Source organism: Mycobacterium sp. E2733 (assembly GCF_001667585.1).
In the GTDB taxonomy this organism is placed as follows: domain Bacteria; phylum Actinomycetota; class Actinomycetes; order Mycobacteriales; family Mycobacteriaceae; genus Mycobacterium.
Genome location: NZ_LZJZ01000093.1, coordinates 38,921 through 63,308 on the forward strand (window position 1 = coordinate 38,921; position 24,388 = coordinate 63,308).

Annotated in this window: 27 protein-coding genes, 1 tRNA gene and 1 pseudogene; 7 read left to right on the plus strand and 22 right to left on the minus strand. The window is 67.3% G+C overall.

What is annotated here, in order from left to right:
- The first annotated feature begins 95 nt into the window (after positions 1-95).
- Positions 96-512: a pyridoxamine 5'-phosphate oxidase family protein gene (locus A5678_RS17230; RefSeq protein ID WP_068044460.1), complete on the plus strand. Its 417-nt coding sequence runs from the start codon at positions 96-98 to the stop codon at positions 510-512.
- Positions 513-521: 9 nt separating this feature from the next.
- Here A5678_RS17230 and A5678_RS17235 read toward each other — a convergent pair whose 3' ends face one another.
- From A5678_RS17235 to A5678_RS17260, 6 genes are all read right to left on the minus strand, one after another.
- Entirely contained in the window at positions 522-1,922 is a 1,401-nt protein-coding gene (locus A5678_RS17235) for a bifunctional lysylphosphatidylglycerol flippase/synthetase MprF (RefSeq protein ID WP_068044631.1), read from the minus strand.
- A gap of 13 nt (positions 1,923-1,935) precedes the next feature.
- Positions 1,936-2,727 (minus strand): universal stress protein, encoded by a 792-nt coding sequence (locus tag A5678_RS17240; protein WP_068044629.1) that lies wholly within the window; start codon positions 2,725-2,727, stop codon positions 1,936-1,938.
- A 104-nt stretch (positions 2,728-2,831) separates the two neighbouring features.
- On the minus strand, positions 2,832-3,467 hold the full coding sequence (locus A5678_RS17245; RefSeq protein WP_068044462.1) for an SRPBCC family protein: 636 nt from the start codon (positions 3,465-3,467) through the stop codon (positions 2,832-2,834).
- A gap of 91 nt (positions 3,468-3,558) precedes the next feature.
- Complete coding sequence (locus A5678_RS17250) at positions 3,559-4,362, minus strand: sigma 54 modulation/S30EA ribosomal C-terminal domain-containing protein (protein WP_068044464.1); 804 nt, start codon at positions 4,360-4,362, stop codon at positions 3,559-3,561.
- A gap of 68 nt (positions 4,363-4,430) precedes the next feature.
- Complete coding sequence (locus A5678_RS17255) at positions 4,431-5,258, minus strand: slipin family protein (protein ID WP_068044633.1); 828 nt, start codon at positions 5,256-5,258, stop codon at positions 4,431-4,433.
- 28 nt (positions 5,259-5,286) lie between these two features.
- Entirely contained in the window at positions 5,287-5,772 is a 486-nt protein-coding gene (locus A5678_RS17260) for a flavodoxin family protein (protein WP_068044465.1), read from the minus strand.
- A gap of 221 nt (positions 5,773-5,993) precedes the next feature.
- On the opposite strand from A5678_RS17260, the gene A5678_RS27220 reads away from it, so the two are divergent.
- The 3 genes from A5678_RS27220 to A5678_RS17270 are packed head-to-tail and all read left to right on the plus strand — an operon-like array spanning position 5,994 to position 7,980.
- Positions 5,994-6,170, plus strand: coding sequence for a hypothetical protein (locus tag A5678_RS27220; protein WP_231983698.1), 177 nt, complete (start codon positions 5,994-5,996; stop codon positions 6,168-6,170).
- A complete protein-coding gene (locus A5678_RS17265) occupies positions 6,167-7,561 on the plus strand; it encodes a trypsin-like peptidase domain-containing protein (protein WP_231983699.1) in 1,395 nt (464 codons plus the stop codon). Before A5678_RS27220 ends, A5678_RS17265 begins: the two co-directional genes overlap by 4 nt.
- Before the next feature lie 14 nt (positions 7,562-7,575).
- A complete protein-coding gene (locus tag A5678_RS17270; protein WP_068044469.1) occupies positions 7,576-7,980 on the plus strand; it encodes a DUF302 domain-containing protein in 405 nt (134 codons plus the stop codon).
- Here the strand turns inward: A5678_RS17270 and A5678_RS17275 are convergent.
- The 11 genes and pseudogenes from A5678_RS17275 to A5678_RS27980 form a co-directional block, all read right to left on the minus strand.
- Entirely contained in the window at positions 7,931-8,431 is a 501-nt protein-coding gene (locus A5678_RS17275) for a hydrogenase maturation protease (protein WP_068044471.1), read from the minus strand. The two genes, A5678_RS17270 and A5678_RS17275, sit on opposite strands and share 50 nt — an antisense overlap.
- Positions 8,428-9,720 carry a Ni/Fe hydrogenase subunit alpha gene (locus A5678_RS17280; protein WP_068044473.1) on the minus strand — a complete coding sequence of 431 codons (1,293 nt, stop codon included), beginning with the start codon at positions 9,718-9,720 and terminating at the stop codon, positions 8,428-8,430. Before A5678_RS17280 ends, A5678_RS17275 begins: the two co-directional genes overlap by 4 nt.
- The gene (locus A5678_RS17285) at positions 9,717-10,475 is read right to left on the minus strand and encodes an oxidoreductase (protein WP_068044475.1); all 759 of its coding nucleotides are present in this window, start codon (positions 10,473-10,475) and stop codon (positions 9,717-9,719) included. The genes A5678_RS17280 and A5678_RS17285 overlap by 4 nt, the downstream gene beginning before the upstream one ends.
- Entirely contained in the window at positions 10,475-11,323 is an 849-nt protein-coding gene (locus A5678_RS17290) for an FAD/NAD(P)-binding protein (RefSeq protein ID WP_068044477.1), read from the minus strand. The genes A5678_RS17285 and A5678_RS17290 overlap by 1 nt, the downstream gene beginning before the upstream one ends.
- On the minus strand, positions 11,316-12,440 hold the full coding sequence (locus A5678_RS17295; protein ID WP_068044478.1) for a 4Fe-4S dicluster domain-containing protein: 1,125 nt from the start codon (positions 12,438-12,440) through the stop codon (positions 11,316-11,318). Before A5678_RS17295 ends, A5678_RS17290 begins: the two co-directional genes overlap by 8 nt.
- A gap of 59 nt (positions 12,441-12,499) precedes the next feature.
- A complete protein-coding gene (locus A5678_RS27225) occupies positions 12,500-13,060 on the minus strand; it encodes a hypothetical protein (protein WP_068044480.1) in 561 nt (186 codons plus the stop codon).
- Positions 13,061-13,106: 46 nt separating this feature from the next.
- Entirely contained in the window at positions 13,107-14,105 is a 999-nt protein-coding gene (locus tag A5678_RS17305) for an NAD(P)H nitroreductase (RefSeq protein ID WP_068044635.1), read from the minus strand.
- Between the two features lie 109 nt (positions 14,106-14,214).
- A complete protein-coding gene (locus tag A5678_RS17310; RefSeq protein ID WP_068044637.1) occupies positions 14,215-14,481 on the minus strand; it encodes a hypothetical protein in 267 nt (88 codons plus the stop codon).
- 87 nt (positions 14,482-14,568) lie between these two features.
- Positions 14,569-15,753 carry a cation:proton antiporter gene (locus A5678_RS17315; RefSeq protein ID WP_231983700.1) on the minus strand — a complete coding sequence of 395 codons (1,185 nt, stop codon included), beginning with the start codon at positions 15,751-15,753 and terminating at the stop codon, positions 14,569-14,571.
- A 56-nt stretch (positions 15,754-15,809) separates the two neighbouring features.
- Positions 15,810-16,022 (minus strand): annotated as a pseudogene (locus A5678_RS27975) (MCE-family protein MCE1A); the annotation flags it as partial.
- Positions 16,001-16,159 (minus strand): MlaD family protein, encoded by a 159-nt coding sequence (locus tag A5678_RS27980; RefSeq protein WP_368664900.1) that lies wholly within the window; start codon positions 16,157-16,159, stop codon positions 16,001-16,003. The gene A5678_RS27980 and the pseudogene A5678_RS27975, both read right to left, overlap by 22 nt.
- 445 nt (positions 16,160-16,604) lie before the next feature.
- Here A5678_RS27980 and A5678_RS17325 point away from each other — a divergent pair, with 445 nt between their 5' ends.
- Together A5678_RS17325 and A5678_RS17330 are read left to right on the plus strand one after the other, a co-directional pair.
- Positions 16,605-17,093 carry a glutathione peroxidase gene (locus tag A5678_RS17325; RefSeq protein ID WP_068044487.1) on the plus strand — a complete coding sequence of 163 codons (489 nt, stop codon included), beginning with the start codon at positions 16,605-16,607 and terminating at the stop codon, positions 17,091-17,093.
- Between the two features lie 236 nt (positions 17,094-17,329).
- Entirely contained in the window at positions 17,330-18,214 is an 885-nt protein-coding gene (locus A5678_RS17330) for a universal stress protein (RefSeq protein WP_068044489.1), read from the plus strand.
- A gap of 87 nt (positions 18,215-18,301) precedes the next feature.
- On the opposite strand, the gene A5678_RS17335 is transcribed toward A5678_RS17330, so the two are convergent.
- The 4 genes from A5678_RS17335 to A5678_RS17350 all read right to left on the minus strand — a co-directional run bounded on the left by A5678_RS17335 (position 18,302) and on the right by A5678_RS17350 (position 20,336).
- A tRNA-Met gene (locus tag A5678_RS17335) sits at positions 18,302-18,378 on the minus strand.
- A 73-nt stretch (positions 18,379-18,451) separates the two neighbouring features.
- Complete coding sequence (locus tag A5678_RS17340; RefSeq protein WP_068044491.1) at positions 18,452-18,988, minus strand: cupin domain-containing protein; 537 nt, start codon at positions 18,986-18,988, stop codon at positions 18,452-18,454.
- Positions 18,985-19,668 carry a nitroreductase family protein gene (locus tag A5678_RS17345; RefSeq protein ID WP_068044492.1) on the minus strand — a complete coding sequence of 228 codons (684 nt, stop codon included), beginning with the start codon at positions 19,666-19,668 and terminating at the stop codon, positions 18,985-18,987. The genes A5678_RS17340 and A5678_RS17345 overlap by 4 nt, the downstream gene beginning before the upstream one ends.
- Positions 19,669-19,685: 17 nt before the next feature.
- Positions 19,686-20,336: an HD domain-containing protein gene (locus A5678_RS17350; protein ID WP_068044494.1), complete on the minus strand. Its 651-nt coding sequence runs from the start codon at positions 20,334-20,336 to the stop codon at positions 19,686-19,688.
- A 74-nt stretch (positions 20,337-20,410) separates the two neighbouring features.
- Here A5678_RS17350 and A5678_RS17355 point away from each other — a divergent pair, with 74 nt between their 5' ends.
- Positions 20,411-21,400, plus strand: coding sequence for a GlxA family transcriptional regulator (locus tag A5678_RS17355; protein WP_197502171.1), 990 nt, complete (start codon positions 20,411-20,413; stop codon positions 21,398-21,400).
- A 3-nt stretch (positions 21,401-21,403) separates the two neighbouring features.
- Here A5678_RS17355 and A5678_RS17360 read toward each other — a convergent pair whose 3' ends face one another.
- Entirely contained in the window at positions 21,404-24,385 is a 2,982-nt protein-coding gene (locus A5678_RS17360) for a UPF0182 family protein (RefSeq protein ID WP_068044498.1), read from the minus strand.
- Positions 24,386-24,388 lie beyond the last annotated feature (3 nt).

Sequence of the window (24,388 nt, forward strand, 5' to 3'; positions counted from 1 at the left end):
CCCCGCCCTGCGGGACTTTCGGCCGGCGCTGGTGGTCGGCCTCGGCCATACCATCGAGTGTGTAGTGCCGTCGACGAAGAGGACAAGGACAACTGATGTCGCTGATCGATAACGGGGTTTCGATCCTGTCGGTGAACGAATGCTGGGAGCTGCTGGCCGGTGTGACGCTGGGGCGCCTGGTGACCAGTGTTGGTAACCAGCCCGAGATCTTCCCGGTCAATTACGTCGTGCAACGCAATACCGTGCTGTTTCGTACCGCCGAGGGCACCAAGTTGGTCAGCACGGCGATCAACAACCGGGTGCTGTTCGAGGTCGACGATCACAACGTCGCCGAGGGATGGAGCGTGATCATCAAGGGCACCGCGCGTTCCTGTCGCAGCAACGAGGAAATCGAGGAAGCCGAGCGCGCGCAGGTACTGCCCTGGACGGCGACGGAGAAGTCGCACTTCGTGCGGATCATTCCCGAGGCGGTCACGGGCCGTCGGTTCCGTTTCGGTGTGCCGGTGGAGTGACGCCCGCGGCTAGCCCGACCTGATGTGGCGCGGGCGCGGCAGGAATTCCAGCGACAGCAAGACCAGCAGCGCCGCCGGAATATGGTGAGCGCACAACACCACGTAGCGCCGCTCGGACAGCGCGTGGAACTTGCGGAGGTAGCGATACAAAGACTCGAGCCGGATCAGTGGGTCGAGCAAGTGGATCAGCCCCAGCGCGATCCGCTGCAACGGGCCCGGTCGATCGGCCTCGAAGATTTCCGGGAACGCGGCGAACGCGAGCGAAAGACGCTGTCCGCCAGTGGCGCCCGCGTGCGTAATCATGTCGACGCTGAGCCGCTCGTCGACGCCGTTGGGGGCGTCCGGGCGGCGGAATGGCACGTCGAGGCTGACCTCCGATCCCGCGCCGGCGGTCAAGTATCGGTGGAAGGCGACGGCCTGCCCGCGCGCGTCGCGCGCAATGGCCAGCCGCACGCCGGGGAAGCGGCCTTGCAACGCACCGTCGAGGTTCATGCAGAAACCGCGATCGATGCGCGCCGCGCGGTGCGCGGCGTACAACACCTCGGTCAGCTCCGCCAGCGTTGCGCCGCTGAGCTTTCGCTCGTCGACGATCTCGGTGGTGACGCCGCAGTTGTGCGTGCGTTGCACCGCTTGGCGCAGGTTGCGAAAGCGGCGCCCCCTGAGGGTGAAATGGCGGATGTCGACGACGACATCCCGGCCGATCGGCACCGACAGCATCGGTTGCCCGACGGTCTCCCTGCGCCACAACCGGAGGTGGCGTTCGCCGGCGGCCAAGACGACGATCTGCCATCCCCGGCTGCGGCACATGCGCACGAAATCGGCTACCAGAGCGTCGAATTGCGTCGGATCGCCAATCGGGTCGCCGCTGACCACTGCGAAGCCAAGCCGAGCGCGGTAAGCGATCGCCGCGGTGGCGCCGGGGTTGAAGTGGTAGCTCTTGCCGGAGTGCATCGCGAACGGCGCCAATGGATCCCGTCGCGTGGCGTTGACCAGTGCCCATACCTGGCCCAGCAGCTCCGGCTGCGGTCGCGCCGTGGTGGGCGACATCAGCGCGAGCCCACTGCCGGCAATCAGAACGTTGCCCAGCACGGCCCAGGACAGGAAATGCGCACCCAGCCCGGCACCCACCGCGGCGGCCGCGTACATCGCGTGTGCGGAGGTCACCGGACGGCCGAGAAAGATGCCGCGAGCGATCAAGGCGGCCGCGCCCAGGAGCGCCACCGACCAGCCGAACCGGCCCGGGGCGACTCGTTCGTAGCCGAGATACTCTCGCGCGGCCAGCACCGCCAGCCAAGCCAGGACGCAAAACAGCATCAGCACGCTGATCCGGCGCACCGCCGGCACATCGGCGCCGACCAAGACCCGCTCCCCGGCGCGCGCGACGTTGGTGCCGCGGCTTCTGGGGCTGATCTTCACGGCGCCACTAACGCACGACGAGCACGGAGCATTCAGGGTGGCGGAAGAGGGGATGCCCTTGGGGCCCGACAAGTTGCGCGAGCTGACCGGCCTCGTCGGCACCGATGACGGCCAGCTGAACCCTCTCGTCGTTGGCACTCAAATAGCTGGCGATGGCATGCCTCGTGGTGATCGGGTAGACCCGCACCTCGGGATAGTGCTGCCGCCATTCGGCCACCCGGCGTTCGAATTCGCCGTCGGCGTGCTCGCTGAGTTCCTCGGCCCGGCCACCCAGAACAAGCAGCGGCGCCCTGCGCAACTTCGCCTCCGCCGCAGCGAAATCGACGACGGCGTCATTGCCGGGCGCGTCTGTCATCCGGACCACGATCCAGTTGATGTCGGGTGCCGGACGGTCGGATTCGGTCCGCAAGACCGCGACCGGGCAACGCGCCTTCTCGGCGAGCTCCGTCGCCGTCGAACCCACGATGGAGCGCGCGTACCGGCCGATGCCGACGCAACCGACACAGATCATCTCGGCATCCCAGGACGCCTCCAACAGCACCGAGCCGGCGGGGCCGCGGGGTACGTCGGTTTCGATCGCGACCGCCTTACCGGTAGCCTCCACCGCCAACCGTGCTGCATGGAGCGACTTCTCGGCGTGCGCGAAGTCGCGCTCGTAGTCTTCCGCGGAATCGTGCACCGGCTTGATCACGGAGATGAGACGCAGTGGCGCGCCGCGGGTGATCGCCTCGTCGACGCCCCAGAGCGCGGCCGCGATCGCCGCCGGCGAACCGTCGATTCCTACCAGGATTGGTTTCATCATCCGACCTTTCTGCTGTCAAAGGTAGGCCGTTTCGCCCGGTCGGAACTAGGGTCGTTGGGCCTTCCGCCGCGGACGGGCAACGTGCGCAAAGCCAGGGCATGTCAGGTTGTTTCGACCGACGAGCGGTTCGGCTCTGGCACGGCGGGCCGCTCCGCCCGGCGCTTGATCGCAAGAATCAGCGCGCGTGTCCCGAGCGCTATCAACGGCCTGGCCAGTTCCATGACGAACACTTCCCCCGGATAGCGCAGGGCGATTCGAGCGCGTGCCAGCAACCGGACGCGGTCCTCCCAGTGCGGCTGGAGATGAAAGGACAAGACCACGTTCCAGCGCGGCTCGGAACGCGTGGCATTGAGGACGACGTACTTCTCCGGAACGAGCTCTGCGACGCGTAGCGTCAGCCCGTCGGGTAACCCCATCCAGCCCTCGGGAGCCAGGCGGACCCCATCCCCCACCCGCAGTCCCTCGTTATCATCTTGCCCCACAGGGCTTTCCGGACCCGAGCCGTAGAGTTCGCCCCTGCCCATCTGCAGGAGCCAAGACCAGACCACGGACGCGGTCGCGTCGATGTCAACCGCCTCGGTCGTTTGAACCGCCGGATCGCTCACCAGGGCGTCACCCGGAACGCGCATCTGCGATTCCGCCTTGGTGGCACCCCAGTTGCGGTAGTACCTGCGGGCGCAGTAGAGCACGGTGAGCAACACGGTGGTCTGGGCAATCCGCCTCGTCATGTTGGCCATGGCGCCAGTCTGCGCGGAGCGCCCCGATGCCTACGAGGGTCCTTGGTCCTTGGTGGGGCGCCGATATGCCCTGCGCACCGCACAAGGATCCCTAGCCGGCCGGGGTGACCAAGCCGTAATGCCCGTCGTAGCGGTGGTACAGCACGCCGGCGCAGCCGTAGGCGGCGTGGATGAAGAACAGGAACGGCAGGTCGAGCAGGGCCAGCCGGTTGGCGGCTCCCTCTTCGGTGAGGCACGGCAGCGGTTGCCGGCTGATGGTCACCGGTAGCGCGTGCTGACTCACCCGGTCGGCCAGAGCCGGCGCGGCCAGCGCGAGACGGTAGCCCGTCGGCCCGGCGTGATACAGGACGCTTGCGGTGCCCGTGCCCTTCTCCGTGAACAGATGAAAGTCATAGTCGAGCGCGTCCATTTCGCGGGCGGCGTCGTCGACGGTGCAGGGCGCCATCGTGAACGATTTACGCCGGATGACGCGGCGCTGGTCGGGCGGACGGGGGAAGTAGTTGGGCCGGTGCGCCGGCTCGGAGTCGTGCCGCCATTCGTGCGGACCCGCCGGCGGCAGCTCGCCGCGGCGTGCCTCCCAGTGCTCGGCGGCGCGCTCCAGGCGGCGGCGCAATCGCGCCGCGAGAAGATCGACCGCTTCCCGCGCAGTGTCCGCCTGCACCTGCGCGCGGACCGGCCGGCCGTCGACGTCGAGATTGGCTTGCGCGACGACGGGCCGCTGCACCGCCGGGTCGCGATGCCTGGTCAGCCTGACGCGGGCGTGCCGCACCGGCCGGCTCGCGTACCGCGTGACTTCACCGACCTTGCGGCGGGCGTACTCGGCCGCCGCAGGAAGCTCGTCCCGCGTGGTGACCTGGACGTCGATGTCCCGTGGCGATTCTGTTCTGTGGCGCATGATTGAAGGGCTCCTTCACGAAACCGGCTGCGGGACAGTACCAAACGTCATCGGACCGCACGGAGCGTTCAGTGCAGCACCGGGGTCCGCACCAGCTTCTCCTCGGGTTGGCCGGCGCTCTCGGAAGCGCCGGTCTCACGCGACAAGAACGCGGTGAGTTCCCCGATGGCGGTCATCAGCGGGGCGGGGAAAACGATGGTGGTGTTCTTCTCCACCCCGAGTTCGATCAAGGTCTGCAGGTTGCGCAGCTGCAAGGCCAGCGGGTGCCGCATCATGGTGTCGGAGGCGTCGCCGAGGGCGGCGGCGGCACGAGCTTCCCCCTCGGCCGCAATGATTTTGGCCCGCTTCTCGCGCTCGGCCTCGGCCTCGCGCGCCATGGCGCGTTTCATGCTGTCGGGGAGCTGAATGTCCTTGAGCTCTACCAAGGTGACCTCCACGCCCCAATCCACCGTGGTGGCGTCGAGGATCTGGCGAATGCTCCCGTTGATCTTCTCGGTCTGGGCAAGCACCTCGTCGAGGGAATGCTGGCCAACGACATTGCGAAGAGTGGTCTGTGCGATCTGGTCGATCGCGGCGTGGACGTTTTCGATGACGACGACGGCCTTGCGGGCATCGACGATCCGGAAATAGGCAACCGCGGCGATGTCGACACTCACGTTGTCGCGGGTGATGATGCCCTGGGACTGGATGGGCATGGTCACGATGCGCATCGAAATCCGCCACAGGCGGTCGATGATCGGAATGATGATCCGCAACCCGGGTTCGCGAACGCCGATCACGCGGCCGAGGCGGAAATGCACACCCCGTTGATACTGCTGCACGACCCTGATCGACGCCGCCAGCAACACCGCGACGACCACCCCCAAGACCGCCAGAATCGCGGCAATCTGGCTCATGACGACCACCTCGATCCGCCTCGCATCGTTACGAAGCCGCCTGAGAGCCGGCGACCCGCTTGTGAACCCGGGCGGCGAACGCCGCGGCGCGATCGAGGTCGTGCTCGTTGGGCCGCCCCCGGTTGATTCCACCGATGAATCCGAATGGCCCAACCGTGTCGAATCCTCGGCACGAGAACGATCCGATCACCTCGAAGCCCTTCTGCTCGAGCTTCTCCCGAACCGGTTTGTGGTAACCCAACAGCGGAATCTCGCGTGCACCGCTGGTGAAAAAGGTGAATGCCGCGGTCGGGTGGTCGGCGGCCGGGAGTTGCCGGATCAATTTGCGCAACCTCGCATCCGTCATCATGTAGTAGATGCCGGAACCGAACCCGACGAGGTCGTAGTCGTGAACGGTTCCGGGATCGACCGACTCCGGTGTGACGACCTCGGCACCCAGCGCCTCGGCCATCCGATCGGCGACCAGGCGGGTGTTGCCATGCGACCTCGACGCGCACACGATAAGCGATCTCATGGCCAACTCCTTTGCGAATGTGGCTCAGACGGCTCCATGCTCCGCCCGGACTCACGACCCCGGTAAGGGCGCAAAGGCACAGCGCCTTGAGGGCCTTGGTCACTTCTGCGAATCACACCTGGTGAGAGGCGGGAATTGGCGGACAAACGGAGGTCCTTCGCGGTCGGGACTTCGGTCCCTATCCACGTGCCCGGCGAACCGGTCGAATAAGGGGTGTGACTGTGGCAGTTCCCGCAACGGATGCCGGTGCAAAGGTGATCGTCCTCGAGTCGCATCCGGCCTGGATTTCGGCGCAACGACATGCCGTCGAACTCGTCGAGGCGATGCGCCGTCACCCGTCATCGACGGCCCGCCCCGCCGGTTGGGCCCAAGCCCGGCTCCGGCGGCCCCGGCCGTGACCGGAATAGCGGGGAGGACCTTCGCGTCGCTGGCGGCCGCCCTGATGCTGTTGGCGGGTCCGGCGGGCATGGCGGCTGCCGATAACGGGCGTCCGCAAGCCAAGCCCGAGGAGCGGGCCGCGGCTCTCATCAGGCCGTCCGTCATGTATCTCGCCGCTGAGGGCTACGGGCTGGTCCGGCTGCCCAACGGTGAGGTCTTGTCCCAATTCGGGCGGGGTTCCAGCATGCCTTTCCTGGCCACCTGGCACTGCACGGCTTTCGTCGTCAACCCCGATGGCTGGGTGGCGACGGCGGGCCACTGCGTCGACCCGGCGAGCGCCACGCTCCTGATACTCAAGCGGGCCGCCATCGAATACGAGAACGAGTATCCGGGCGCACCGGAGTCGAGCGATCCGGCGCTCACGTTGGAGTGGCTGCAGAAGAACGCGAAGGTGGAAGGCGACACGCCGGGCCAGGGCGCCCACGTGAGCATCACGCTGATGTCCGGCACGGGAACGAAACTCGCGGACAAGTTGACCGCCAACGTCGCTGATTTCCGGCCCATGGGCAAGGGCGACGTCGCTCTCCTCACGATCCCGAAGCACAACCTACCGTCGTCGGAACTCGCCACCGATGCCGACGTCACCGTCGGAACGCCCGTCCTCGCGGTGGGTTACCCCGAAAGCACCCAAAACATCACCGGCCCTTCGCTGGACCCCACCTACAAGAGCGGCAAGGTCAGCAAGAAGTCCCGTGCGGGATCCAATCCCGAGTATGAGGTCGACGCCGCGATGACCGACGGCATGAGCGGCGGTCCGACGGTCGGGTTGAACGGAAATGTAATCGGTGTCAACAGCTTCGCCCCCGTCAACGAAACTCAGCCGTTCAACTTCATCACGCCGGTGGACGGCATCGCCGCGATCATGGCCGGCAAGGGGGTCAAGCCGGCGCTGGGACCCGCTGACCGGTTCTATCGCAAGGGATTGACCGACTTCTATGCCGGTCGCTACACCGACGCGATCGGCGAGTTCGACCAGACTCTGGCGATGTCGCCCGGCTATCCCGGTCTGGACGATCTCAAGTCGAACGCGGTCAATCTGCGTCAGCAATACGGGGATGCCACCCCGCTGAGCGGAAGAAATCTGTTGTGGTACATCGTCGTCAGTGTCCTGTCGGTGCTTTGCCTTGGCGCCGGCCTCACCTACCTGGGGCTCAGGCTGCGTCTTCGAGTCACCGCCGCACCAGCCGTACAGCCGCTTCGGCTGATGCCCAAGCATGAGTTACGGGCCGGCGAGCCGCACTTCTGCGCCCATTGCGGGGCCGAGCACCACCCGAGCGAGCAGTTCTGCCCGAATTGCGGCAAGCACATCGACCATCCACCGGCGGTGCGGGGAACCGGGCTGATCTCCTGACGGATGGCCTATCGGTGAACGCGGGATTATCAACCAGAGTGGCGGCCCGGTTCGACGACGCGGCGGCCCGCACACGAGAAGCTCTTGCCCAGAACGGGTTCGGTGTGCTGACCGAAATCGACGTCAAGGCGAAAGTGCGGCTCCAACTCGGCGTGGAGATGGAGGACTACCTGATCCTTGGCGCCTGCGATCCGGCTCTGGCGTATCGAGCCATCAGTGTGGATCGAGAGATCGGGCTGCTGCTGCCGTGCAGCGTATTGGTGCGCGCAGACCCGGGCGACCCGGGCACGGTAATCGTTGAGGCGATGGATCCCGGGCTCCTGCTCGAGGTGACCGGCGAGCCGGCCCTGATCTCGATCGCCGCCGAGATCACGGAGAGCCTGCGTGCCGCGATCGCGTCGCTGACCGAAAGCGATTGATCTCGGCGGCTACCATGCCGACCACCACCGGCACCGCTCGTGCGACCGGCGGGGTCAGTTCGTCGCCATGGCCGGTGTCCGCCGCCTCGACGGCGAAGACCACGACCTGGTCGGGTGCCCGCCCGAGCTCTCGAGCCAGCGCATGGGTGCGGCCGATATCGATGCCGTGCGAGCTCAAGCCCTCGCCCTCGGTGGACACCTCATCCGGTTGATAGCGGTGGACGCGGCCCGGGGTCGACGGGGTGACGATCGCCGCGTCGATGACCACGGCCAGCGCCACCCCCGTCCACGCCTCGACAACACCCATCGGTTCCGCAATGCCGGTCCGTACAACAACGTTCGGCCAGGCAAGGCGTTCCATTGCCAGCGCAGCCGCGACGCCGACGCCGTCGTCGCGCCGGTAGCAGTTGCCGAGCCCGATAACGACAACCCCGCCGGCGTCTTCGGTCATCGTCGCTGCACCGTCAGCTTCAAGAAGTGCGCCGAGCAGGAAATGCACGGGTCGTAGCTGCGGATCAGCTGTTCGCACAGCTCCGTCAACGCGCCATCGTCGAGCGTGAGGTTGTCCGAAACCAGGCGGGCCAGGTCGGCCTCGATGGCCCCCTGGTTCTGCGAAGTCGGCGGGATGATGGTCGCGGCCGACACCAGCCCCTCCTCGTCGATCCGGTATCGGTGATACAACAGGCCGCGGGGCGCCTCGCTGACACCGTGGCCAACCCCGGCCCGAGCCGGCACGGGGACGAACGGCCTTGCCGGACGCTGGTATTCGTCGATGATCCGCAGTGCCTCTTCGATCGCGAAGACGACTTCCACCGCGCGGACCACGATGCTGCGGAACGGGTTTCGGCATTCGCCCGATAACCCGGCCCGGGCGGCCACCTGAGCGGCGACCGGCGACAGCGCCGCCGCGTTCAGCGAATACCGCGCCAGCGGTCCGGTCAGGTGGCGACCGCCATCGAGGGTCGCGTGCAGGGCTGTGGAGTGGGGCAACTGCGACTCGACGACGTGGTCGGTGAAGTCGGCCACGCCGAAGGCCGGACCGGCGCTGCGAGCGATGGCCCCGTTCTCGATCGGGTATTCCCCCGATGCCGTGAGCGCCAGGAACTCGTGCTCGAGCTGGACGTCGGGGAACTCGAACCCCGAGACCCACTCGACCGTCGCCACGGCGTCGTCCAGCGCGCGACGCAACTGCTCTTCGATCGGCTTGAAGTCCGATCGTGTTGGGACGGAATAGAACCCGCCCAGCCGCACATTGACGGGATGAATGGCCCGGCCCCCGACGAACTCCATCAGCCGGTTGCCCGCCTTCTTCAGCGCCAGCCCCCGCTCGACGATCTCCCGATGATCGCGCGCCATGCCGACGATGTCGGCGTAGCCGAGGAAGTCCGGCGCGTGCAACAAGTAGATGTGCAGGGCGTGACTGTTGATCCATTCGCCGCAGTACAGCAGCCGCCGCAGCGCGACCAGCTCCTCGTCCACCTCGACCCCGCAGGCGTCTTCGATCGCATTGCAGGCGCTGACCTGGTAGGCGACCGGGCAGATGCCGCAGACGCGTGCCGTCAGGTCGGGCGGCTCGGTGTGGGCGCGCCCGCGCAGGAAGGCTTCGAAGAAGCGTGGCGGCTCATAGATGTTGAGCTGCACGCTCTGCAGCGCGCCGTCCTGCAGCGTGACGTGCAGCGCGCCTTCACCTTCCACCCGGGTCAACGTGCCGACGCTCAGGGTGCGCTCGGACGAGTTCACGGCTCGCTCCGTTCGGCGGCGAACGTGGCGACATTGAACGTCGAGAACACCCGGTCGACGTCGCCGTCGGACATCCCGTCGCGGCGCAGCAGCGGGATCAGCGTCGCCGTGCGCGGCGCCGCCGACGGGCCGAAACAGCCGTAGCAACCGCGGTTATGGCTGGGGCACAACGCCCCGCAACCGGCGTGGGTGACCGGGCCGAGACACGGAATCCCCTCGGAGACAATGACACACGTCACTCCGCGGAGTTTGCACTCGGTGCACACCGTCTTGGCCGGCAGCCGCGGCTTGCGCCCGATCAGCAGGGCCGCCAGGGTGTCGAGCAGCTGGCCGCGGTCGATCGGGCAGCCCGGCAACTGGTAATCGACCTTGACGTGTGCCGACGCGGGCGTCGACGTCGCCAGCGTGTCAATGTATTCCGGCTTGGCATAGACCACGGAGGCGAACTCGGCGACATCGGCGAAGTTGCGCAGGGCCTGCACTCCCCCGGCCGTCGCGCACGCCCCGATGGTGACGAGCACCCGCGATTGCCGCCGAATCTCTTGGATGCGTTGCTCGTCGTGCCGCGTGGTGATCGAGCCCTCGACCAGCGAGACGTCGTATGGACCGGTCACGGTGGCGCTGGAGGCCTCGGCGAAGTTGGCGATCTGCACTTGGTCGGCGAGCAGCAGCAGTTCGTCCTCGCAATCCAGCAGGGTCAGTTGACATCCGTCGCACGAGGCGAACTTCCACACGGCCAGGGTGGGTCGGGTCATCACAGCTCCTTCACCCGTAACAGTGGACCGGCGACGTCGTAGCCCACCACGGGACCGTCGCGGCACAGCAGCAGCGGCCCCAACTGACAGTGTCCGCACATGCCGACCCCGCACTGCATGTTCCGCTCCAGCGATACTCGGATGTTCTTGGCGGCAACATCTTTCGCGAGCAGGGCCTCCGCGCCGAACCGCAGCATCGGCTCGGGCCCGCACAGGAAAGCGGTAGTGCGATCGGGATCCAGGGCGAGCCGCCCCAGCGGCTCGGTGACCAGGCCGACCTCGCCGCGCCATCCCGGTGTCTGGGCGTCGACGATCAGATGCACGTCGATTTGCGGGTCGTGCGACCACTTTTCGAGCTGAGCGGCGAAGACGAAGTCGGCCCGCGATCGGGCGCCCACGATGAGCGTCACCCTGCCATAGCGTGCCCGATCGGCGAGCGCACCCAGTATCGCCGGGCGCAACGGGCACAGGCCTACGCCGCCGGCGACCATGACCAGATCCCGCCCCACGGCTTCGGCCAACCCCCACGTCGTGCCGAAGGGTCCGCGGACACCGATGATGCTCCCCGGCTGTGCGTCGTGCAGGGCGCGGCTCACCGCGCCGACCGCTCGGACCGTATGCGTGATCGATCCGTCGGTGACCGTGGGATCGCCGCTGATCGAGATGGCGGCCTCGCCCACCCCGAATGCGTAGAGCATCATGAACTCTCCGGGCTGCGGAGCGCGCAGCACTTCGCCGAGCGGTTCGAGGCAGAGGGTTGCCGAGTCGGGGCTTTCGACGACGCGGCTGCGCACCCGGTACGGGTTCGGCGCCATCACCGGTGCGACGGCGGTCGCAGCCTCAGTCATCGCGGGCCATCTTGTTCATTTCCTCGGTGATGTCGATCCCGGTGGGGCACCAGGCAATACACCGCCCGCAGCCGACACATCCCGACATGTCGAACTGGTCGTGCCAGGTGCCGAGTTTGTGGCTCAGCCAGTGCCGGTACCGCGAGGCGCCGGACTTGCGGACGCTGCCACCGCCGTGGATGTAGGTGAAGTCCGGCTCAAAGCACGACGCCCAGTTCTGCCAGCGCTCCGCATGCTCGCCGGTCAGATCGCTGACGTCCTCGGTGCTGGTGCAGAAGCAGGTGGGGCACACCATGGTGCAGTTGCCACACGTCAGGCAGCGGCTGGCGACCTCGTCCCACTGCGGGGACTCGCGGGAACGAACGAGCAAGTCGCGCAGGTCCGTGTCTGGCATCTGGCGACCCATCCGATGCGAGGCCGCCTGCACCGCGGCATGTGCGGAACCGATCTCCGCATCGTCGGCGGCCCGGTGCGGGACGGCCGCGAGCACGTCGGCGCCCTCTTGGGTCCCGACCTCGACCAGGTACGTCACACCGCCACCGTCGAGTCGCTCGGTCAGGGCCAGGTCGTACCCCGGTCCGGCCGCGGGGCCGGTACCCATCGAGGCGCAGAAGCACAACCCGCCCGGCTCCGTGCAATTGACCGCGATCACGAAGATCTGCCGATGCCGGCGGACGAAGGAGTTGTCGGCAAACTGGCCACGGCCAAGGACGCGGTCGAGCGTCGCGATCGCGGCCAAGTCACACCCGCGCACTCCCAGGAATGCGTATCGCGGCGCCTGCTCGTCTGATTCCGCGTTGCTGAAGCCGTCCCGACTGCCGGACCACAGCCGGCGCCGTGGCGGGTGCAAGAACTGCTTCCATGACTGCGGCCCGAACGAGTGCCCGAACGCCGCGTCGTCGTCACGCCGGCGCACCCGATATTGCCCGGGCGCCACGTCGACCCCCCACCCGCGCGGCAGGTCCGCGGCGGACTCGAGTTGATCGAGCACGATCGCGTCGTCCCGCAACGTCGGACCGATGACGCGGTAGCCGCGCTCGATCAGGACCTCGACCAGGCGTTGCAGTCCGGCGGTGTCAAACGATGCGGCACCGGAATTGTTGCCGTTTCCGCTCATCGACCCATCATCCGCCGGTTCGGTTGTGCTGTATAGGGGTTTGGCAACGGGGTCATCGGCTACGACGTCTCCGCGAGGAACTTGATGTCGTGTTCCCACATGGCGTCGCGGGCACGGTCCAGCCGCGACCGGACGACCGCTACGAGTGCCGCCATCGTCATGGTCACCGCCAGCGCCGTCACCACCGCCACGCCGACCGCCTCGCCCGCCGCGAGCCAGGTCGGGGTGGGCGGATCCACCGGATTGCCGTCCCCGTCCACCCACATCTCGATGGTTCCGCCCAACGTGGCCTGCTCGGTGACTGCCAGTGGTCCCTCGCGTTCGCCGGTCGGCCCCGACCACTTCGCCTGCACGACAGTGACACCCAGATCCTCGACCAGGGCATCGACGACCGTTGCCGGCACGCGGTGCCGTTCGTGCGCCTCCCGGGTGTAGACCCGGTCCCGCGCGTCGAAGGTCACCGCGCCCAACACACCGGCGACCGGAACGGCGATCAGGGACATCACCAGCGCCACTAGCATGACCAGGGATTCGATGCGGTCCGCGCGGCGAAGCAACGGGTTACGGCCGAAAACGCGCGCAACCCGCCAACGGCTTGGGTCGAAGGTGAACGTCTCCATCGTGTCCTGTCCCCTGCGCCGCAACCGTTTCGGTGGATTCGCCGGTTCAGAGGGCGACCTGGTGCGCGTGGTCGGTCATCCACTCGACGAAGTCGGACAGCTCGCGCCGCGGCGTCGCGGGCAACGGGTCCGCGTTGATGGGCGCCCAGCCCACCCGGAGCAGCATCTGGGGATAGCTGCTGTCGCCGAAGATGTCGGATTGGACCGCCGCGCGCGTTCCGGGCGTCTCCAGCGGTTCGGTGACGGGACAACTCACCAGCCCCAGTGACGTCGCGGTGAGCAGGACGACGCTGGTCGCCTCACCGGCGCGCAGCTGGGCCATGCGGTCGTCGTTGCGGGTGCCCAGCGCGAGGACGATCGCGTTGTCGTCGGCCGACGACGAATCCGGCGGCATGGGCAGCACCGGGCCGGCGAAGACCCGACCCGGAATCTTCGCCGTGAGATCCGGTACCGGCGTGTTGCGCGCGGGAACACCGGCCACCGACGCGTAGCGGCCGCTCCACTCGGTGAGCTCAGCGAGATAATCCTGGTTCATGTGGTTCCGGACGGATTGAGCGACGATCTTCCGCAGATTGTCGAGGTCTTCGACCTGGCAGAGCGTCACCCCGCTCCGGGCCGCCCGGGCCGCCATCAGGGCGACATCGCCCACGGGCACGGGCCAGGAGCTGTAGTAGCGCCGGTCGGTTCGCCGTCGCGGTATCGCCGCGGCCAGCGCTATGTCGACGGAGTCCGCGCGGTGCGGCGAAAGTTCGATCGCCGCAAGGTGGCTGGGGTCGGCGGGATTCGGCAGGCGGGTGACCTTGGAAAGCCACCCGACCGCCGCGAGCGCGACGACACAGTGATGCAGGGCCGCACCGCAACTCAACATGAGGTCCCGGCCATCCGGGTCGATGTTGGGCAGGTGCCGGCTCTCGTCGGCGTAGAGGTGCAGGCTCGCCGCATCCACCCGCCACCGCCAGGGCTGGCTGTTGTGCACCGAGGGTGCCCGAGATGCCAGACTCAAAACCGTCCGCACCGTGCCGGCGTCCGGAAATCGAGTGTTCATGGCGGTCATTCCCTTCGTATTGCTTCGTCTTGTCTACGATCGCGGATTGCTGCCGGCCCGACGAGAGCCTGACGGCTCTAGCCCGAGGGACTTTGGGCCAATCGCATACCTACGCGGCCGCCGCGATTGCCACATCGATGGACAGCTGATCGCCAATGGCGTAGGCCGCCGACCAGTCGCCGAGGCAGGCCGCCCGTGCCAGCTCGTCCACCAGGGGGCTGTGGGCGCCCAGCTCTGATAGCCATGCCGCCACGATGGGTGCGATCTCATGACCGGGCACCCGGACCGTGCGTCCGCCGTGCAAGCGGTCGGTGACGCGATACATCGTTGCGGTCGGCACGGCTCGCAAGTGGTGCCGTCGTGCTGCGAACCTCATCACGGCCTCCTCCATCGAGCTTGAAATACATCCGACCACTCCCCCGCTCCGGCCCACAGGGCCGAACGCAACCGGGCTGCAGGTGCTTCAGTCGTGCTTTCGGGGATGCGGAGGTCCCGCGGCAGAAGGGCCCTTCGTCACCTGGCTCCGCGACGCGATCGTGCCCGCGATCGAGGCGGCCGCGATGGTCAGCAAGGCTCCGAACATCAACGCCGACGCTTCGCCGGCGAGGAGGAGGTGTTCCTGGGTACCGATCGTGGCCGCGGCCACCGGCACACCGAGCTGAGCGGCCGAGAGCACCGCCAGGCTGAGCGGTTGGCCGAGAAGCCTGCCCGCACAGTGTGCCAGCATGGCCCCTAGCCCCAGCCCCAGGCCGAGCAGGATGAGTTTCGGGTGCGAACCCAGCTCGCGCACCTGTAGTGAAGCGCCCAGCCAGACGAAGAACAGCGGGCTGAAAAACCCCTCGGTGATCCCGAACAGCTGGCGCGCCAACCGCCGCGGTTCGCCGACCAGCGCGACCACCAGGCCCACCGCGAAGCCCGCCAGCATGACGGACACGTGCGTGCTCATGGCGAGCGCCGCCAGGGCGAACAGCACGATGAGGTTGGTCCGCAATTCCAGTGCGAACCGCCGGTTCTCGGAGTATTCGTGCATCCGGCGGCGCCAGCCCTTGGCGTCGGAGGCGCGCAGCAGCACGAACAGCACTCCCGCGCAGCCGGCCACCGCCAGCGCGCCGAGCGCGGCGGTGGGCGCATGCCGGAGGTCGATCACCAACGGCAGCAAGACAATACAGGCGGCATCGGCAATGGCGATCTGCGCCGTAACGGCAAGCACCTGCGACCCCTGCAATCGCAGGGAATCGATCACCGGCAGCGCCAGCGCCGCCGACGACGAGGCCATGAGCACGGCGTACATCGCCGCATGGCCGGTGCCGAAGGCCGCCGCCAACCCGGCCCCGAGCGCCGCCGCGGCGGCGCCGGCCAGCGCAGCCCGCGCAAGCGCGTGCGGTAGCGATGAGCGCAGTGCGGTAGCGCCGACCGGGACATGGGTGCCCACGACGAACATGACCAACGCGAAGCCGATGTTGGCGAGCAGCTGAAACGTCGGGTTGTTGACGTCGACGACGCCCAGGCCGGTCCGGCCGACAACGAGGCCCGCAACCAGCTCCCCGATGATCACCGGTATCCGCAGGCGGGGCAGTGTCGCCAGCAGCGGACCGGCCAATCCGATCGCGGTCAGCAGCGCCAGGGTGTGGAAGCCAAACCCCGGCACGTCAGCGGTCCCTGCGCGCCAGCACGAAGACATTCTGCATTCTCCGCGGGGCGGTTCTAGGGATTGATCGTGTTATCCCCGACCTGGCGGCCCCAGACATACTCGATCGCGTACGGCGATCCCGTGTCGAGGTGGTTGTAGGGCGCGATGCTGTTGCCGGTGTCCATCACCAATTCCGGTGCGGGCCAGAGGTGACGGGTGATGGGCTGCCAGCAACCGGGGGCACCCCCCGGCCCGCCGCGCGCGTTCACCCGCGGCAGGTTTTCGGGGCCTCGAGGGTGAACTTGGCGGCCGGCTTGCCGTCGCGCACGGTCTCGGAGATGTTGCCCACCCGGCCGATCTCGACCCCGTTGTAGGTGACCTTCGAGCCCGGATCCATCACCAACCCGGCCCGCGACGCCAGCATCGTCAGCTTCGTCTTCGGCGTGAAGCCGCCGCGGAACTGCACGTACACCAGCGTGAAGACGATGGCCAGGATCACCAGCACAGCGAGGGCGATCCACCGGTAGGGCGGGAGCCGCTGGGAATTGATCTGGACCGGGGAAGACGATGTCACCCGTGCCCCTCACCTCTGCGCCGCGCATCCCCGTGCCGCGGCGAATTTTCCCCGCGCCAGGGGCTCTGCACACACATGCAATAACGAAGTCCACAGGAATGTACCTTGACGGCCATCCTTATGCGAACCGCTGTTCGCAGAATGTGCCGAACATCGCGCTCGACTTCGGCGCGGTATCGCGCACGGATCGAACGAGGAGGCGTTTTCGGCCCCGCGGTAGGTGAAACCGAGAGCGGTCCAAGCCAACTCAATGAAGTCTGGGTGGTTCCGGCCGCGTTGCGTTAGCGTCTTCGGCGTGACTCTCAAAGACATCCCGCTGACGACCCTCGACGGCCAACCGACCACGCTGGCCCAACTGTCAGCCGGCGCAACTCTGGTCGTCAACGTGGCCTCCAAATGCGGCCTGACCCCGCAGTACACGGCGCTGGAGAGGCTGGCCGAGGACTACCGTGACCGCGGCTTGACGGTCGTCGGCGTCCCCTGCAACCAGTTCATGGGCCAGGAACCGGGCACGGCCGAGGAGATCCGGGAGTTCTGCTCGACGACCTACGGGGTGACGTTCCCGCTGCTGGCGAAGACCGACGTCAACGGCGATGACCGCCACCAGCTGTACGCCGAATTGACCAAAGCCGCCGATTCCGCCGGCGAGGCGGGAGACATCCAGTGGAACTTCGAGAAGTTCCTCGTCGCACCCGGCGGTGAGGTGGTTCAGCGATTCCGACCCCGCACACCGCCCGACGCCCCGGAGGTCATCAGCGCCATCGAGGCCATGCTGCCGCGGTAGGCGGCTGAAAGGGCTCGGTGGGCCTGAATCCAGCGGACGTGGTGCCGGAGCGAGTGGCCGAAAGTCCTTCGGCGCGGAGCCCATCGCCCCTTCTTTGCTCCTTGCGGGACGGAGTTGACTGGTCACCGTCTGGGATCCACCAACATCGACGCTGGGAGGCCATCGTGCTCCCCACAAGAATTCGCAAGCGCGTCGCCTGATTCCTGGTCGCGTAACGAGAGAAGCAGGGGAACGAAATGTCCGGTCACGAAACCCATCGTGGCATTTTGGTCGGCGTTGACGGATCAGCCTCGTCGATGGCGGCGGTCGACTGGGCGGCTCGCGATGCGGCGATACGCAATGTGCCGCTGACACTCATGCACGTCATCGCACCGGTCGTGCCGGCGGTTGCGCCGTGGCCGGCGATCCCGATTCCTCAAGACCATTTCGAGCGGCAGGACGAGAAGGCACGGCAAATTCTCGAAGACGCGCGCAAGGTGGTCGCCGAGAGCACCGGCGATCATGGCCCGCCGTTCGTGTACAGCGTGGTGGTGCGCGGCCCGACCGTTTCCACGCTCGTCAACGAATCCAAGATCGCGGACATGATGGTCGTGGGATACCGCGGCGAAGGCGCGTTCAGCCGGGTCCCGTTCGGCTCGGCCAGCACCGGCCTGGTGAACTATGCGCATTGCCCGGTCGCCGTCGTCCATGATGAGGCCGCGCCGCGTCCGCAGGCACCGGTCCTGGTGGGAATCGATGGTTCGGCCGCATCAAAACTGGCGGCGGAGATCGCCTTCGACGAGGCCTCTCGCCGGGGCGTGGAGTTGGTGGCACTGCATGCGTGGTCGGACGTCAGCATGTCGGAAGTGCCAGGGCTGGATCTCGAGATGATGGAAGCGCAGGCACAACAGGCGCTTGCCGAGTGGCTCGCCGGGTTCCAGGAGCGCTACCCCGATGTCGCGGTGCGACGTGTGGTGGTGTGCGATCAGCCGGCTCGTCAACTCATCGAGCACTCGGAGTCCGCGCAGCTCGTCGTCGTCGGCAGTCACGGCCGCGGCGGATTCGCCGGCATGCTGCTGGGCTCGGTGTGCACGGCGGTCGCACATGCGGCGCAATCGGTCGTGATCGTCTCTCGCGAGTAATAGCGGGCGCAGGCGGGCGCGATCACAATTTCACTCCCACGACGCATGAAGACGGCCCCCGGAGTTTCCTCCGGGGGCCGTCTTACCTGGTAGCGGGGACAGGATTCGAACCTGCGACCTCTGGGTTATGAGCCCAGCGAGCTACCGAGCTGCTCCACCCCGCGTTGGTGAATGCCAGGTTACCGAACCGGCATCATGGCGACCAAATCGCGGGCTCAGCGGGGGTAGGGACCCAGCTCAATGGGACGGCGGGTTCAGCCCGTACCGTCGCGCGACGTCGTCCATCCAATCGGGCGAGCCGTAGGTCAGCCCGTATTTGTCGGCGAGTTCGCCGAACTCGGGCGACTCGTGCAGCACCTTGCCGACCGGGTCGTCGGCATGCTCGACGAGCAGCTCGCCGAGCTCGCGGAAGTAGTTCTCGAATCCGCCAGGGGTGATGACCTCGATGATGCGGCCCGGCTCGCTGCCGGCGTTCCACACCGCGTGCATTTGCCCGCGCGGCTTCGTGATGTAGCCACCCGGGCCCAGAACCACTTCGCTGTCGTCGGAGCGGAAGCCGATCTCGCCCGCCAACACGATCGAGTGCTCGTCCTCGCGAGTATGCATGTGCGCGGCCGTGAGCAAGCCGACTTCAAACGGGTGCTCGACGATCGACACCTCACCCCCGTTGGTCTTGCTGGACAGCTTGAAGACTGCCCCGAATCCCGGGAGGGCGACGTACTCACCCTCCCCCGGCTGCACCACGGTTACTCCGATTTCGTTCGCGTTGGTCATTTCGCGTCCCTCTGCGATGGCCACAACGGCTGCGGCACTTCCACACCGAACGGCTTGCCCCACCCGTTGCGGGAGGAAACCTCGTGCACGGGACGCCGATTGGCCGCGACACCCCACCGGCCCCGCGGGTAGCCGAGGGCCAGCATGGCCGACATCTCCCAGCCTTCCTCGACCGGCACGCCCAGCAGTTCGTTCACCTGGTCCTCGAAATTGCGGAGCACCATCGTCATGACGCCGCCGACGCCCTCGGCCCGTGCGGCAAGCAACGCGCTCCAGATCGCCGGGTAGATGTTGGCGCCGCCCAGGTCGTCGATGGCGAAGACGAAGAGCAGCAAGGGGATTTCCTCGAAATGGTCGGCCAGGTAGTTTCCCGAGCCCTGCATGCGGCGCATCGTCTCGGCGTGGGCGGTCGGGTCCGCACCCGGGGCGGTCGCCACCATCGGTCCCGCCCCCGCGCCGAACTTCTGGTACTCGATGGCGCGGGCCTGCCGGAACAGCTGGGCGAACTCGCGGATGAGTTGCGGATCGTCCACGGCCACAAAGTGCCAGCGCTGCGTGTTGCCGCCGTTGGGGGCGCGAACGGCCGCATCGAGGATGCGGGCCTGGATGTCCAGCGGGATCGGGTCCGGCCGCAACCGCCGCATCATTCTGGTGGTGTACAGCGCTTCGTAGATGTCCATTTGTCCGCTCCCCTCCGCTATTCGGGCCAGCTGTTGTTGAGAATGATGTCGACGAAGTCGGCGCGCTCGAAGGTGGCGTCGAAGTGCGCCAGCACGTCGGCGTTCATGGTGCCGAAGGTGGTCTGCGGGCGGTGCTTCATGCCGTCGTTGAACGCCGCGAGGATGCGGTTCTTGAAATCGGGCCGCGGGTGGGCGGCGGTCACCGCGGCGAGGGCCTCGGGGGCCAGGGATTCCCGGCCTACGCCGACAACGTCGACCTCGACACCGGCTTGCAGCAGGGCGACTTCCGGTGCGAGGAACTCGGGCACGCCCGGCGTGGTGTGCAGCGCGATGCCGAGCCACACCTTGTCGGCGTCGGCCCCGTCGACACCGCGCGCAGTCAGGAAGCCGCGTGCCGCGTCGGCGCCGTCGACCTCGAAGCGGATCGTCGAGGTGCGGTAGCGCTCGGTGAGCCCGATGTCGTGGAACATCGCGCCGACGTAGAGCAGCTCCAGGTCGGGATGCAGCCCGCGGCGCAGCCCCTGCAGCGCGCCGAAGAGGAATACCCGCCGCGAGTGATTGAACAGCAAGTCGTCCTCGACCTCGCGAATGAATTCGGTGGCCTCGCGCGCCAGCGGCGAGTCGGGGATGCGGATACCGGCGATGCTGTCGATGGACTGAGTGGTCATGACCGTCAGTGTGCGGCCACCCGGGCTCCGCGACCGTGGGCGTTCGCGCCGTCCTCTCCACAGAAAGCGACACAATGTTTTGCGTGGCTGAAGCGGGAGCGCGTTCACGGGTGGTGGTGATCGTCGTGTTCGACGACGTGACGCTGTTGGACGTCGCGGGAGCGGGTGAAGTCTTCGCTGAGGCGAACCGGTTCGGCGCCGATTACGAGCTCAGAATCGCGTCGGTGGACGGGCGGGACGTGACGACGTCGATCGGGACCCGACTGGGCGTCACCGACAGCATCTCGGCGATCGGTTTCGCCGATACGGTGCTGGTCGCCGGCAGCGACCGGCTGCCGGCGCGGCCGATCGACCCCGCGCTCGTCGAGGCTGTCAGGGCGGTGTCGGCGCGGGCCCGGCGAATGGCGTCCATTTGCACGGGTTCGTTCATCCTGGCGCAGGCCGGCCTGCTCAGCGGCCGGCGCGCCACCACGCACTGGCACGATGCCCGGCTGTTGGCGCGGGCCTTTCGCGATGTCACCGTCGAGCCGGACGCGATCTTCGTGCGTGACGGCGACGTCTTCACCTCGGCCGGAATCTCGTCGGGCATCGACCTGGCGCTGGCGCTGGTCGAGATGGATCACGGGACCGAGCTGGTCCGCGACGTGGCCCGGTGGCTGGTCGTGTACCTCAAACGCGCAGGGGGCCAATCACAATTCTCGGTGCTGGTCGAGGCCGACCCGCCGCCGGACTCGCCGCTGCGGGCGGTCATCGATGCGGTCGCGGCCAATCCGGGCGCGAACCACAGCGTGACATCTCTTGCCGCCCGGGCCGCACTGAGCACCCGCCAGCTGACCCGGCTCTTCCAGTCCGAGCTAGGGATGAGTCCCGCACGCTATGTCGAATTGGTCCGAATCGATTTCGCCCGTGGCGCGCTGGAAGCCGGCCGGTCGGTCACCGAGACCGCGGGCATGGCCGGCTTCGGCAGTATCGAAACGCTGAGACGGGTATTCGTCAACCACCTGGGCATCAGCCCGAAAGCCTATCGGGACAGGTTCCGAACGGCCGGAATGGCCGGGGCCTGACCGCTATTTGGTGTTGTTGTACTTGGTGATCGCGTCGTCCAACCGCTGCAGGGCGGCGCCGTACCCGGCAAAATCGCCCTTCTTCTGGGCGTCCTTGGCCGCGCCCAGCGCCGTCTGAATCTCTTGCAGGGCGGCGGCTTTGGCCGGGGACAGCGTCACCGACCCATCCGATACCGGCGGGACTGCCGCCGGCGGCGGCGACCCCGGTGGGCTGGCCGGCGGGGGCGGGCTCGCCGGCGGTGGCGCTTGGGGGTTGCCGGTGTCGGTCGGCTGAATTCCCGTCGCGGCCGCGCCCGCGCCGGGACCGAACAGCCCGGTGAGGGCGTCGCGCACCGTCGGGCCGTAGCCGATCTTGTCGTTGTACATCATCGCCACCCGGATCAGCCGCGGGTACGACGAGGCGGCGTCGCTGGCCCCCGGGGAGGCGTAGACGGGTTCCACATACAGGAGGCCGCCCTGGCCCACCGGCAGGGTGAGCAGGTTGCCCCAACGGATCCGGTTCTGGTTGTCGCGCCCGATCACACCGAGGTCCTGGGACACCGCCGGATCGGTGGTGATGGCGTTGTTGGCCAGCTTGGGCCCGTTGACCTGACCCGGGATGGTCAGCACGGTGATCTTGCCGTACGTCGCCGGGTCGGAACTCGCGCTGATGTAGGCGGCCAGATAGTCGCGCTTGAACCTGTTCATCGCGCTCGTCAACTGATATGACGACGAATTATCGTTCTTGGCAATGTTTTTCGCGACGATGTAATAGGGCGGCTGATAGCTGCTGGCGGTGGGGTTGGGATCCAGCGGCACGTCCCAGAAGTCGGACGTGGAGAAGAAGGTCACCGGGTCGTTCACGTGGTATTTGGCCAGCAGCATCCGCTGCACCTTGAACAGGTCCTCGGGGTAGCGCAGGTGCTCGGCGAGTTCGGGGGTGATGTCGCTCTTCGGCTTGACCGTGCCGGGGAAGACCTGCATCCACGCCTTGAGCACCGGGTCCTGCTCGTCCTGCTGGTACAGCGTGACGGTGCCGTCATAGGCGTCCACCGTGGCCTTGACCGAGTTGCGGATGTAGGAGACGTCCTTGTTGGGCGCCAGCTTGTTGAACGCGACCTCGTTCGAGTCGGCGGTGGCCGATTCCAGCGAGGTCAGCTCGGAGTACGGGTAGTTGTCCAACGTGGTGTAGCCGTCGATGATCCACACCAGTCGCTTGTTGACGATCGCCGGGTACACCGAGCTGTCGGTGGTCAGCCACGGCGCCACCGCTTCCACCCGCCGCGCCGGGTCCCGGTTGAAAAGGATCCTGCTATTGGAGCCGATCACGTTGGAGAACAGGAAGTTTCGCTCCGCGAACTTGGCGGCGAACACGCTGCGGGACAGCCAGTCCCCGACGGGCACGCCCCCCAACCCGGTGTAGGTGTAGTTCTTGGTCTCGGCGCTGGTCTCGTAGTCGTATTCGCGGTCGGCACCGTTGCGGCCGACGATCGCGTAGTCGGCGGACGTGCTGGAGATGACCGGGCCGTAGTAGATGCGCGGCTGGTCCAGCGGCGCCGGGCCGTCCGATACCACGTTGCCGTTGGCGCCGACGACGTTGACCAAAAACTCGGGGTAGCCACCGTTTTGGTTGGGGTCGTTGGCGACGCCGCGCACCGTGTTGGCCGGTGACGCGATGAACCCGTTGCCGTGGGTGTAGACGCTGTGCCGGTTGATCCAGTCCCGCTGGTTCTCTATCAGCCGGTCGGGGTTGAGCTCGCGCGCGGCGACGACGTAGTCGCGCAGCGAGCCGTTGCGGTCCAGGTACCGGTCGATGGACAGCTGGTCGGGGAAGTAGTAGAAGTTCTTGCCCTGCTGGAACTGGGTGAACGCCGGGCTGACGATGGTCGGGTCGAGCAGCCGGATGTTGGAGGTGGTCGCCCGGTCGTCGGCCACCTGCTGCGCGGTGGCCTGCGTGTCGCCGGCGTACGTGCGATAGGTGACCACGTCCGACGTCAGGCCATAGGCCTGCCGCGTGGCCGTGATGCTGCGGCTGATGTATTCGCTTTCCTTCTGCGCCGCATTGGGTTTGACGCTGATCTGCTCGACGATCAGCGGCCACCCGGCGCCCACGATCAGCGACGACAGCAGCAACAGCACCAGGCCGATGGCGGGGATCCGCAAATCTTTCAGCACGACCGCGGAGAACACCGCGGCGGCGCAGATCAGCGCGATCGCCATCAGGATCAGCTTGGCCGGCAACACCGCGTTGATGTCGGTGTATCCGGCGCCGGTGAACGGCTTACCGCCGCGGGTGTGCGACAGCAGCTCGTAACGGTCCAGCCAATACGCGACCGCCTTGAGCACCACCAGCAGCCCCACCACGGTGACCAGCTGGATGCGGGTCGAGCGGCTCAGCGCGCCGGTGCGGCCGGAAAGCCGGATCCCGCCAAAGATGTAGTGCGCCAACAGGTTCGCCACGAAGGCCAGGAACACGGCTACGAACAGGTAGCTGAGCAGCAGCCGGTAGAACGGCAGGTCGAACGCGTAGAAGCCGAGGTCCTTGCCGAACTGCGGATCCCGGATGCCGAAGTCCCCGCCGTGCATGAACAATTGGATGCGCACCCAGTAGCTTTGCGCGATGATGCCGGCCAGCAGGCCGATCGCGACCGGCACCCCGATGCCCACCAGCCGCAGCCGGGAGAGGACGACGGCGCGGTACCGGGCCACGGGATCGTTGTCGCTGCTCGGCACGAACACCGGGCGGGTGCGATAGGCCACCGCGAGGCCGGCGAACACGATGCCGCCGACCAGCAGGCCGGCCACCAGAAAGACCACGAACCGGGTGACCAGCACGGTCGTGAACACCGAGCGGTAGCCCAGCTCACCGAACCACAGCCAGTCCACGTACGCGTCGATCAGCCGCGGTCCGGCGAGCAGCAGAGCGATCACACCCAGTGCGATCAGGATCAGAATCCGACTACGCCGCGTCAGCTTCGGCATCCGTGCGGTGGGCCGCATCCCCACTGG

Excerpts from the sequence above, each read along its gene's own strand:
- A5678_RS17230 (WP_068044460.1), top strand. The coding sequence starts at position 96 with ATGTCGCTGATCGATAACGGGGTTTCGATCCTGTCGGTGAACGAATGC.
- A5678_RS17240 (WP_068044629.1), bottom strand. The coding sequence starts at position 2,727 with ATGAAACCAATCCTGGTAGGAATCGACGGTTCGCCGGCGGCGATCGCG.
- A5678_RS17245 (WP_068044462.1), bottom strand. The coding sequence starts at position 3,467 with ATGGCCAACATGACGAGGCGGATTGCCCAGACCACCGTGTTGCTCACC.
- A5678_RS17250 (WP_068044464.1), bottom strand. The coding sequence starts at position 4,362 with ATGCGCCACAGAACAGAATCGCCACGGGACATCGACGTCCAGGTCACC.
- A5678_RS17255 (WP_068044633.1), bottom strand. The coding sequence starts at position 5,258 with ATGAGCCAGATTGCCGCGATTCTGGCGGTCTTGGGGGTGGTCGTCGCG.
- A5678_RS17260 (WP_068044465.1), bottom strand. The coding sequence starts at position 5,772 with ATGAGATCGCTTATCGTGTGCGCGTCGAGGTCGCATGGCAACACCCGC.
- A5678_RS17275 (WP_068044471.1), bottom strand. The coding sequence starts at position 8,431 with ATGACCGAAGACGCCGGCGGGGTTGTCGTTATCGGGCTCGGCAACTGC.
- A5678_RS17285 (WP_068044475.1), bottom strand. The coding sequence starts at position 10,475 with ATGACCCGACCCACCCTGGCCGTGTGGAAGTTCGCCTCGTGCGACGGA.
- A5678_RS17290 (WP_068044477.1), bottom strand. The coding sequence starts at position 11,323 with ATGACTGAGGCTGCGACCGCCGTCGCACCGGTGATGGCGCCGAACCCG.
- A5678_RS17295 (WP_068044478.1), bottom strand. The coding sequence starts at position 12,440 with ATGAGCGGAAACGGCAACAATTCCGGTGCCGCATCGTTTGACACCGCC.
- A5678_RS27225 (WP_068044480.1), bottom strand. The coding sequence starts at position 13,060 with ATGGAGACGTTCACCTTCGACCCAAGCCGTTGGCGGGTTGCGCGCGTT.
- A5678_RS17305 (WP_068044635.1), bottom strand. The coding sequence starts at position 14,105 with ATGAACACTCGATTTCCGGACGCCGGCACGGTGCGGACGGTTTTGAGT.
- A5678_RS17310 (WP_068044637.1), bottom strand. The coding sequence starts at position 14,481 with ATGAGGTTCGCAGCACGACGGCACCACTTGCGAGCCGTGCCGACCGCA.
- A5678_RS27980 (WP_368664900.1), bottom strand. The coding sequence starts at position 16,159 with ATGCTGGCGTCGCGGGCCGGGTTGGTGATGGATCCGGGCTCGAAGGTC.
- A5678_RS17330 (WP_068044489.1), top strand. The coding sequence starts at position 17,330 with ATGTCCGGTCACGAAACCCATCGTGGCATTTTGGTCGGCGTTGACGGA.
- A5678_RS17340 (WP_068044491.1), bottom strand. The coding sequence starts at position 18,988 with ATGACCAACGCGAACGAAATCGGAGTAACCGTGGTGCAGCCGGGGGAG.
- A5678_RS17345 (WP_068044492.1), bottom strand. The coding sequence starts at position 19,668 with ATGGACATCTACGAAGCGCTGTACACCACCAGAATGATGCGGCGGTTG.
- A5678_RS17350 (WP_068044494.1), bottom strand. The coding sequence starts at position 20,336 with ATGACCACTCAGTCCATCGACAGCATCGCCGGTATCCGCATCCCCGAC.
- A5678_RS17355 (WP_197502171.1), top strand. The coding sequence starts at position 20,411 with ATGTTTTGCGTGGCTGAAGCGGGAGCGCGTTCACGGGTGGTGGTGATC.